At 36.1% G+C, this 548-nt stretch carries 1 pseudogene; it reads left to right on the plus strand.

What is annotated here, in order from left to right:
- Positions 1-548: pseudogene (locus tag NBRC110019_RS16765) on the plus strand (helix-turn-helix domain-containing protein); the annotation flags it as partial.

A 548-nucleotide genomic window follows, 5' to 3' on the forward strand; every position in this document is an offset into this window, starting at 1 on the left:
CCTTTAAATTGGCTGTAATCTCCCAAGTAGAAAAAGGCGAACTAACGTATAAGCAAGCTCAAAAGAAGTATGGTATTCAAGGAAGAAGTACTGTTTTGGTATGGCTTAGAAAATATGGTAACTTAGATTGGAGTAAACCAAATCTATTATTTATGTCAAAATCTAAGGAAACACCAGCGCAAGCTATCAAAAGACTTCAGAAGGAGTTAGCTGATGAGAAGTTGAAAAATTTGGTTCTAAATACGATGATAGACATCTCAGATAGTCAGTATGGGACTCAGATTAGAAAAAAGTGTTCACCCCAACCATCCTCGGCATCAGACAAAAAACCGGAATGAGTTTATCTCGTATTTGTTGTTTGTTTGGGGTAAGTCGCCAATCTATTTATCAGCAGTTAATCAGAGCTCATAAACGAGAGCAAGAACTAGAACGAGTAAAGCAGCTGGTTATTGAACTAAGACTCAAGATGCCTCGTTTAGGTGTTAGAAAACTGTATTATTTACTTTCTAGTAAATTTAAAGCACATGATATTAAGATTGGACGTGATG

This window comes from Neptunitalea chrysea, from assembly GCF_027924145.1.
In the GTDB taxonomy this organism is placed as follows: domain Bacteria; phylum Bacteroidota; class Bacteroidia; order Flavobacteriales; family Flavobacteriaceae; genus Neptunitalea; species Neptunitalea chrysea.